This is a genomic window from Dolichospermum sp. LEGE 00246 (genome assembly GCF_015207865.1).
Taxonomy (GTDB): Bacteria; Cyanobacteriota; Cyanobacteriia; order Cyanobacteriales; family Nostocaceae; genus Dolichospermum; species Dolichospermum heterosporum.
This window is the reverse complement of the sequence record NZ_JADEWA010000234.1, coordinates 1-8,409: the sequence shown is the minus strand read 5'-3', so window position 1 is coordinate 8,409 and position 8,409 is coordinate 1. Positions and strand designations below refer to the sequence as shown.

Below are 8,409 nucleotides of genomic sequence, written 5' to 3'. Positions count from 1 at the left end.
GCTTCGGGGAGAGGTTTGGAGAGGGGTTTGTTTATACATTAAAAACTTCTCAAACACCCTCTAAAATCCCACACAGAATTATAGATTTAGAGATTTCTCCCTTCTGACTGAAAATGAATCAAATTATTACTCAAGTAGACGCTTTCACTAATACTCCATTTAAAGGAAATCCTGCGGCTGTATGTGTTTTAGATAGTCCACAATCTGAATTATGGATGCAAAATATTGCTCAGGAAATGAATTTATCGGAAACCGCTTTTTTACTTAAACAAGATGATGGGTTTAATTTGCGCTGGTTTACTCCCACGGTAGAAGTTCCCCTGTGTGGACACGCTACCTTAGCCAGCGCTCATGTATTATGGTTACAAGGGCATTTATTACCAAATCAGGAGGCGCGTTTTTATACAAAAAGTGGTATACTGATAGCTAAACTAGAAAATGATTGGATTCAGTTAGATTTTCCGGTAAATCTCTCTCAATCTGTGGAGTCACCTCCAGAATTAAGTCAAGTTTTAGGAGTAACTTGTAAATCTGTTGTCCAAAATTCTCTTGGTTATTTAGTAGAAGTAGAATCTGAGCAATTAGTCAGAGAAATGCAGCCGAATTTCCAGCAGATGAAAACCTTAACAAAGGCGGATATTATCGTTACTAGCATTGCTGATTCTGGTTCAGAATATGATTTTGTCTCCCGCTTTTTTGCCCCCATGTTAGGGATTAATGAAGATCCGGTAACAGGTGCAGCACATTGTTGTTTAGCACCTTTTTGGCGGGATAAATTGGGAAAAGATGAATTTTTGGCTTATCAAGCTTCCAATCGCGGTGGAGTGGTGAAAATGTACTATCCAGGAGCCAACCGCGTCTTTCTATCTGGACAAGCTGTAACAGTAATGCAAGGACAATTAACTTTAGGTTAAGGATTGATCATGAGATATCAGATCCCCGACTTCTTAGAGAAGTCGGGGATCTCAGGGGGGATTGCAGACAGGTATTAAGTTAATATTTGTAACTAAATTTTTATATTTAAGATGACGCTTATCGGGCATTATTGACTGTAAACCTCCTTTAATGTAGGAACTTGAGCAGTAAATACATTGGAGGTTCCATTTTTTATAGGCCATAATGTTAGTAATACATTCCTAAAGAGGGATGGCGATTTGATAAGAGTGTTAAAATTCAGAAAATAAAATCCCAGTAAATCCTGAATTTTTACATAAAATTAACCCATACTAAAAACTCCAAAAATGACCACTAACCGTGCAACTAATAGAAATTTACTTCAAAAATCCGATTGGCCCGTTAAAGACTTACCAGGATTGAGTGCAGAAGATCAAGCTCAACTCAAAAATTGTGGCATTAATACCACAGAAGAACTAATCAAAAGAGGGAAAACTCTAGAAGAGAGAATAGTATTAGCAGGTAAATTACAGGTAAATATCCATTCTGTGAATAAATGGGTAGTTTTAGCAGGTTTAGCCCGTGTTCCCAGTGTAGGAACTCAATATTGCGGTGTATTACTTCACTCTGGGGTTATTTCCATAGCTCAACTAGCCCAAACTCCTACTCACAGATTGCATAGACAAGTTATGCGCTTGCAAGTAGCGACATTGCATAACCGGGATTTGTGTCCAGCAGTTGAATTAGTACAACAGTGGAGTCATCAAGCGCAAGCAATGGGTAATTAGTCAGTTGTCAGTGGTGAGTGAGTAGTGGGTAGTGGGTAGTGGGTAGTAAAATTTTTGTCCATTCCCTTTTTTCTTCTTAACTGTCACCTGTCACCTGTCACCTGTCACCTGTCACCTGTCACCTGTCACCTGTCACCTGTCACCTGTCACCTGTCACCTGTCACCTGTCACCTGTCACCTGTCACCTGTCACCTATTCCTTTTCTAGGACACCGTTAAGGAAGATATCCGCTAACCCCTCCGCCATTTTTTGCATTTCTTGGGGGGAGGCGTTAGGGTCTATGAGGGTATGATCAGAGAAACCGGCGATCGCAAATAAACCTAAAAAAACTTTAGCTCCAAGTTTGGCATCCATCTGACGATAGATGCCTTTATCTATTGCAGTTTGAAAAAATGCTTCAGCAACATCTGTCATTTTATCAATAACTTCTGTTTGAATGCGATCGCGCAAATCTGGATGAAATTGCACTTCCATGAAGCAAACGCGCATAATATCGGCGTTTTTTTGTAAATTCCACATCCGTCGCCGCATAACTTGAGCGATCGCCTTATAGCTACCCATTTCGCTAAGTTCTGTCAGTAAATCTGTGAGAATATCCACCCAACCGCTAGTGGCCACTTCCACCAAAATTGCTTTTTTATTGGCAAAATGACGAAAGAGAGTTCCTTCAGCTACCCCTGCGGTTTGTGCTAAATCACGGGTTGTAGTTCCCTCGAACCCTTTGGCTGCAAATAACCGCTGTGCTGCTTGCAAAATACGTCCGCGCGTCTGCGTTTCTGATGATGGAGGAGAACTAAAAATCCGCATAGTAGTTATTTTGATATCTTTAAAACAAGATTCGTAGCCCTATTGTGCAACACCAAATGCTAAAAATACAAAAAGCTTAATAGAAGATAACTCTCTTGCTGTTAAGTAGTCTATTTCTCAAGTAATGTAAATTTACTTTAACTTTTGCTTATGCACCAGACAATTTTAAATTTCTTCATGGGTAACGTTAAAAAATTCCCATTCCGTCGTCTATTAGCCACCATTTTGGCGTTAATAGTATTTAGTGGGGGATGGATACCGGAAACAGCTTTAGCCCTGCAAAAATCCCAAAGTTCCATTCAACCTTATCTAGAACAAGTAATTAATCGTCTCACTGAATTTCGCCTGGATAATGGGCTAAAATTCATCGTTTTAGAAAGACATCAAGCCCCAGTAGTTTCCTTTCTCACCTATGCTGATGTCGGTGGCATTGATGAACCAGATGGACAAACAGGGGTAGCCCACTTTCTTGAACATCTAGCATTTAAAGGCACAAAGCGCATCGGCACTACAGACTATCAAGCCGAAGCACCACTTTTAGCCAAGTTAGAAAATTTAGATAACCAAATCAAAACCGCAAAAACCAGCGAAAAAAAAGCTGAAATAGCCCGGTTAGAAACTGAATTTAAATCAGTAGAATCTCAAGCCCTGAAATTAGTTAAACAAAACGAAATGGGGCAAATAGTTGAACAAGCTGGAGGTGTGGGTTTAAATGCTAATACTTCTTCCGAAGCTACTCGCTATTTTTATAGCTTTCCATCGAATAAATTAGAACTATGGATGTCCTTGGAATCAGATCGGTTTTTAGATCCTGTATTTCGAGAATTCTATAAAGAAAAAGAAGTAATTTTGGAAGAAAGACGCTTACGAGTCGAAAATTCTCCTATCGGTCAGATGGTGGAAAAATTCATAGATGCGGCTTTCAAAGTTCATCCTTACCGCCGACCAGTAATTGGTTATGATCAAGATATTCGCAACTTAACACCAGAGAATGTTAAGAAGTTTTTTGATGCTTATTATGCTCCCAGTAATTTAACAATTGCCATTGTCGGCGATGTCAATCCTGCTGAAGTCAAAAAACTGGCACAAACTTATTTTGGACGTTATCAAGCTAAACCCAAACCCCAACAAAAATTACCCGTAGAACCCCAGCAAACCGCCACCAGGGAAGTTACTTTAGAATTAGCTACTCAACCTTGGTATTTAGAAGGTTATCATCGTCCGGCTGTTACTCATCCTGATAATGCAGTTTATGAAATCATTGGCAGTTTATTGAGTGATGGGAGAACATCGAGACTTTATAAGTCTTTAGTAGAAAAACAAAGTTTAGCTCTAAATGCTCAAGGTTCTAGTGGCTTTCCAGGAGACAAGTATCCTAATCTGATCTTCTTTTATGCTCTCACATCTCCAGGGAAAACAGTAGATGAAGTAGCGATCGCCTTACGCCAAGAAATTGATAAATTGAAAACTGAACCTGTATCTGCGGTGGAATTGGCACGACTAAAAACCCAAGCCAGAGCCGGTTTATTACGTAGCCTTGATTCTAATTCCGGCATGGCAGCACAGTTGTTAGAATATGAAGTCAAAACCGGTTCTTGGCGCAATTTATTTCAGCAATTAGAGAAAATTTCCGCTGTTACTCCTGAAGATATTCAAAGAGTAGCCCAAGCCACATTTATACCAGAAAATCGCATAGTTGGCAAGTTGTTATCCAAACAACCAGGATAGTACCGCAAGGCAGAAGTCAAAAGTCAAAAGTAATATTGAGCAAGATTTTTGGCGATTAAGAATAGTTGGTTTACTTGCGCCATGCTGTGCTAGAAATCCAAAATTCAAACAGGATTAAAGATTAATCCTGTCAATCCTTTAATCTTGATAGCGAAGCGTGGCGTTAGCCATAAATCCTGATCCAAATTTGAAGATAGATATGTTGAGGTTTGATTTGAAAAGCAAAAAATTCCACTTTTCTAAGGGACAAAGATTTGTTTTTACATTGGTGATCATTGTTGCTTGTTTGCTCGTAAATTTGAATTTTTCTTGGGCAGCAACCACAGCAAAGCATTACAATGAATTACAATTTCCGCCAGTATCAGCAATTAAATTACCCAAGTATGAAAGGTATGTCCTAAAAAATGGTTTAGTAGTTTATTTGATGGAAGATCATGAACTACCCTTGGTAAGTGGTACAGCACTAATCAGAACAGGTAGCCGTTGGGAACAAGCGGAAAAGGCAGGTTTAGCTTCTTTGGTGGGTTCTACATTGCGAAGTGGTGGCACTCAAAAACATTCCGCAGATGAATTAAATGAAATTCTAGAACAACGGGCTGCCTCTGTGGAAACAGATATGGGTGAAGCTGCTGGCAGTGCTAGTTTTGAAGCCTTGACTGAAGATGTAGACATGGTGTTTGGGCTATTTACTGAGGTACTTCGAGAACCGGCTTTTGCACAGGAAAAGTTGGATGTGGATAAAACTCAAATTCGCGGTAGTATTGCTCGACGCAATGATAATCCTAATAGTATTGCCAGTCGAGAGTTGAGAAAATTAATTTATGGGCAAGAAAGTCCTTATGCCCGGACAGTTGAATATGCAACTCTCGATAAAATTTCCCGTGATGATTTGCTGAAATTTTATCAACAGTATTTTCACCCCAATAAGATCATTTTAGGGATTGTGGGTGATTTTAATGCTCAAAAAATGCGATCGCTCATACAAGCCAAATTAGGTGACTGGAAACCAAATCCGCAAATTGCCAAAACCCCATTACCACAAGTCACTCAAGCTAACTTAGGTGGTGTATATTTCGTTAATCAACCTCAACTCACCCAAAGTAGCGTCTTACTTGGTCATTTAGGCGGAAAATTCGACAATCCCGATTATCCAGCCTTAGATGTCATGAATGGCGTTTTAAATAGTTTTGGCGGACGTTTATTTAATGAATTGCGATCGCGTCAAGGTTTAGCTTATTCTGTCTATGGTATGTGGAGTCCCCGGTTTGACTATCCAGGAACATTCGTCGCTGGAGGACAAACCCGCACAGAAACCACAGTTCAGTTTATCAAATCCCTGGAAACAGAAATTAAACGGCTACAAACCGCAAATATCACAGTCCAAGAATTAAATAAAGCCAAAGACTCCACCCTAAACTCCTTTGTCTTCAACTTTCAAGATCCTAGCCAAACATTATCCAGATTAATGCGATACGAATATTATGGTTATCCCGCCGATTTCCTATTTCGTTATCAAAAAGCCATCACTACCACCACAACCGCAGACGTGAAACGAGTAGCGCAGAAATACTTAAAACCAGAAAATTTAGTCACCTTAGTAGTCGGAAACCAATCTGATATGAAACAACCCTTAACCAATTTAGCCGCCAAAGTCACAACCATAGATATTACCATTGCAGGCACTCAACCAGCAGCTAAGAATTAATAGAATTCAATTTAGATCCCCGACTTCTTAAAGAAGTCGGGGATCTGGTTATTAATTTAAAATAGTTCTTCCTTATCAAAAATATGATAACACACTGAAAATTTTTTGTCAACACCATAAAATCACTTTTTTCCGGTTGGTGTTTTTGTGTTAGTCGGAGGGTGGGTTAGCTTGCACCTTAACCCACCAACAACTGATTTCGCAAACCGTTCTATAAAACTTACCCAAAATTACCAAAGTCTAGACACATCTGGACAGCGATAATCTTAGTGTTTATTTCCTGCTTCATCGCGGTCTTAGAATGACTTCCAATCTTGTTTGCCCGCTCCACAGGCAATCTCGGTAGAACTTACCGTTTCTGACCGTAGTTCCTAAAAAGAACCCTACGGTCTTACAAAAGAAGGGAACAGGGAACTCTTAACTGGGAGCAAATAAGAAACACTCATTTGCACCAGTTTAGAGCTTCAGTCAAAAAAAGGATGCTTTTAAAAGATGCGTAGCACGAAAAAAACAGTGTCATTATTTCAATCTCATGTTTTTAAACATGAGTTTTTCCTGTTCCCTGTTGCCCGTTCCCTGTTCCCTCTGAATTAAGGATTTTTGGAGTAACTTTTTTCTTGCTCTACAAACTCCTCAACAGCATAAACATCAGGCCAGACAGTTGCACCATGTTCATAGTTATCAATCCCCACCTTATCAGCTTCAGGATTAACACGCAGCTTACCAATAGCATTGAGTCCAGTAAACATTAAAAAGGCAAAACCAATAGTGAAAACTGATACTGCGACTACGCCCAAAATCTGCACACCCAGCAAATCAAAACCACCACCTAATAACAATCCAGCTTTTTTATTCAAAGTCAGTTCTGGTTGACCTAAAAAACCAACTGCAAGTGTACCCATCATGCCATTAATACCATGAACAGCAAATGCTCCCGCAGGATCATCAATTTTACATGATTCAATAATATCAATTCCTGAAACTACTAAAATTCCCCCAGTTAAGCCAATCACAACCGCCGCCCAAGGTGCTATAAAAGCACAACCAGCGGTAATGCCTACCAAACCTGCCAAAGAACCATTCAGACAATAGACTAAATCCCATTTACGTGAACGACTGTATTGATAAAACATCGCCGCTAACGCCCCAGCACCAGCCCCCAGGGTCGTATTCAGGGTGATTAAACCAATTAAGCCAGGATTACCAGTACCAAGGGTTGAACCGGGGTTAAAGCCATACCAGCCAAACCAGAGAATCATAGTTCCCAAAGCTGCCAAACCTAAGTTATGGGCTGGAGGAATCTGTCCCCAAGGAGTTCGTCTAGGGCGTGGACCAAGTAAAAAAGCACCAACTAAAGCTGTCCAACCACCAACGGTATGAACCACTGTACTACCAGCAAAATCATGAAAACCTATTTTCGATAACCAGCCGCTGGAGTTCCATACCCAATGCACAATCACGGGGTAGCTGAACGCAGCCATGACAGCGCTGTAGATTAAATCACCGATAAAGTCCGTTCTCCCAGCCATTGCCCCAGTAGTAATTGTACTGGCAGTAGCCGCAAAAGCAAACTGAAAGAAGAACAAAGTATAAGCATTGAGTCCTGAAGCTATTCCTGGTACACCACCATTAGTAAAAGTACCGTCAACTGGTAATTGACTTAAGAAAAAAGTGTCTGTACCAATAAACCCACCAGCACTTGTACCAAAAGCGATGCCAAAGCCCACACCCCACCAGATTAGAATGGTGACAGCCGCATCAACAAAGTTTTCTAATAGGGCATTAACTACACCTCTTTGACGCAGCAAACCCGCCTCCAACATGGAAAAACCAGTCTGCATGAAAAATACTAAAAAGCCTGTGAGTAGTACCCAGGTAGTATCAATGGAAATTTGTAATTGCTGGGTTGTGGCATTTAAGGATTCCAGTGTCACAGGATCTGCAGCTTGGACAACTGTGGGGGCAAAAATTGCCAAAACCATTGCACCTATAGCTAGTGCTAAAAGACGATATAAAGGACGAATACGTTTGTTCATGGTTGTTGTTCTTATTGCTGACTCAGTAATTCCCGATCTCTTGATGTTTGCTGAATAGAATTAGCTGACTTTATATTTGATTAAAAAAACATTCTGTATTAAAGAGTACATTCTCTTTGTGGTTATATGAATTATTCACTCTGCAATAAGTACCGCGATAAAATTAATTATACATTGATGATTTACCAATTCTTTGCCAGTTAAGGATTTCAGCCCAGATTTTAGATTTTTGTGTAATTAATTTTGTTCAATTACGTAGTACATAAGATTACTGCACACCATACTATAAGTATTTACTATGGTTCAGGATTTATAATAGGATGCTTGAAAAGTTTTTGATGTATAAGTAAAACCCTCTGGTAAACCTCTCCAGTATTAAATGTTATTCTTTTTCCCTCTCCTACAGCAAATTGTCATCAAACCCGGAACAAAAACCCCACCCCCAACCCCC

Annotated in this window: 7 protein-coding genes; 5 read left to right on the top strand and 2 right to left on the bottom strand. The window is 39.9% G+C overall.

All coding sequences use genetic code 11. The features are described 5' to 3' along the window. The first annotated feature begins 113 nt into the window (after positions 1-113). The 3 genes from IQ228_RS15585 (at position 114) to IQ228_RS15575 (ending at position 1,889) form a co-directional block, all read left to right on the top strand. Entirely contained in the window at positions 114-914 is an 801-nt protein-coding gene (locus IQ228_RS15585) for a PhzF family phenazine biosynthesis protein (protein ID WP_027404934.1), read from the top strand. A gap of 327 nt (positions 915-1,241) precedes the next feature. Next, a complete protein-coding gene (locus IQ228_RS15580; RefSeq protein ID WP_027404933.1) occupies positions 1,242-1,682 on the top strand; it encodes a DUF4332 domain-containing protein in 441 nt (146 codons plus the stop codon). A gap of 54 nt (positions 1,683-1,736) precedes the next feature. Beyond that, positions 1,737-1,889 (top strand): hypothetical protein, encoded by a 153-nt coding sequence (locus IQ228_RS15575; RefSeq protein WP_193963445.1) that lies wholly within the window; start codon positions 1,737-1,739, stop codon positions 1,887-1,889. On the opposite strand, the gene IQ228_RS15570 is transcribed toward IQ228_RS15575, so the two are convergent. Further along, positions 1,875-2,489 (bottom strand): TetR/AcrR family transcriptional regulator, encoded by a 615-nt coding sequence (locus IQ228_RS15570; RefSeq protein ID WP_027404932.1) that lies wholly within the window; start codon positions 2,487-2,489, stop codon positions 1,875-1,877. The genes IQ228_RS15575 and IQ228_RS15570 overlap by 15 nt on opposite strands. A 150-nt stretch (positions 2,490-2,639) precedes the next feature. Between IQ228_RS15570 and IQ228_RS15565 the strand changes: the two genes are divergently transcribed. Both IQ228_RS15565 and IQ228_RS15560 read left to right on the top strand, forming a co-directional pair. Next, a complete protein-coding gene (locus IQ228_RS15565; protein ID WP_173401731.1) occupies positions 2,640-4,217 on the top strand; it encodes a pitrilysin family protein in 1,578 nt (525 codons plus the stop codon). 199 nt (positions 4,218-4,416) lie between these two features. Next, the gene (locus tag IQ228_RS15560; protein WP_193963443.1) at positions 4,417-5,922 is read left to right on the top strand and encodes a pitrilysin family protein; all 1,506 of its coding nucleotides are present in this window, start codon (positions 4,417-4,419) and stop codon (positions 5,920-5,922) included. A gap of 590 nt (positions 5,923-6,512) precedes the next feature. On the opposite strand, the gene IQ228_RS15555 is transcribed toward IQ228_RS15560, so the two are convergent. Continuing rightward, complete coding sequence (locus tag IQ228_RS15555) at positions 6,513-7,958, bottom strand: ammonium transporter (protein ID WP_027404929.1); 1,446 nt, start codon at positions 7,956-7,958, stop codon at positions 6,513-6,515. Between the last annotated feature and the right edge of the window lie 451 nt (positions 7,959-8,409).

What these genes read in the sequence shown, in the direction of transcription:
- IQ228_RS15565 (WP_173401731.1), top strand. Translation starts at nt 2,640, where the DNA reads ATGCACCAGACAATTTTAAATTTCTTCATGGGTAACGTTAAAAAATTC.
- IQ228_RS15570 (WP_027404932.1), bottom strand. Translation starts at nt 2,489, where the DNA reads ATGCGGATTTTTAGTTCTCCTCCATCATCAGAAACGCAGACGCGCGGA.
- IQ228_RS15560 (WP_193963443.1), top strand. Translation starts at nt 4,417, where the DNA reads ATGTTGAGGTTTGATTTGAAAAGCAAAAAATTCCACTTTTCTAAGGGA.
- IQ228_RS15555 (WP_027404929.1), bottom strand. Translation starts at nt 7,958, where the DNA reads ATGAACAAACGTATTCGTCCTTTATATCGTCTTTTAGCACTAGCTATA.
- IQ228_RS15580 (WP_027404933.1), top strand. Translation starts at nt 1,242, where the DNA reads ATGACCACTAACCGTGCAACTAATAGAAATTTACTTCAAAAATCCGAT.
- IQ228_RS15585 (WP_027404934.1), top strand. Translation starts at nt 114, where the DNA reads ATGAATCAAATTATTACTCAAGTAGACGCTTTCACTAATACTCCATTT.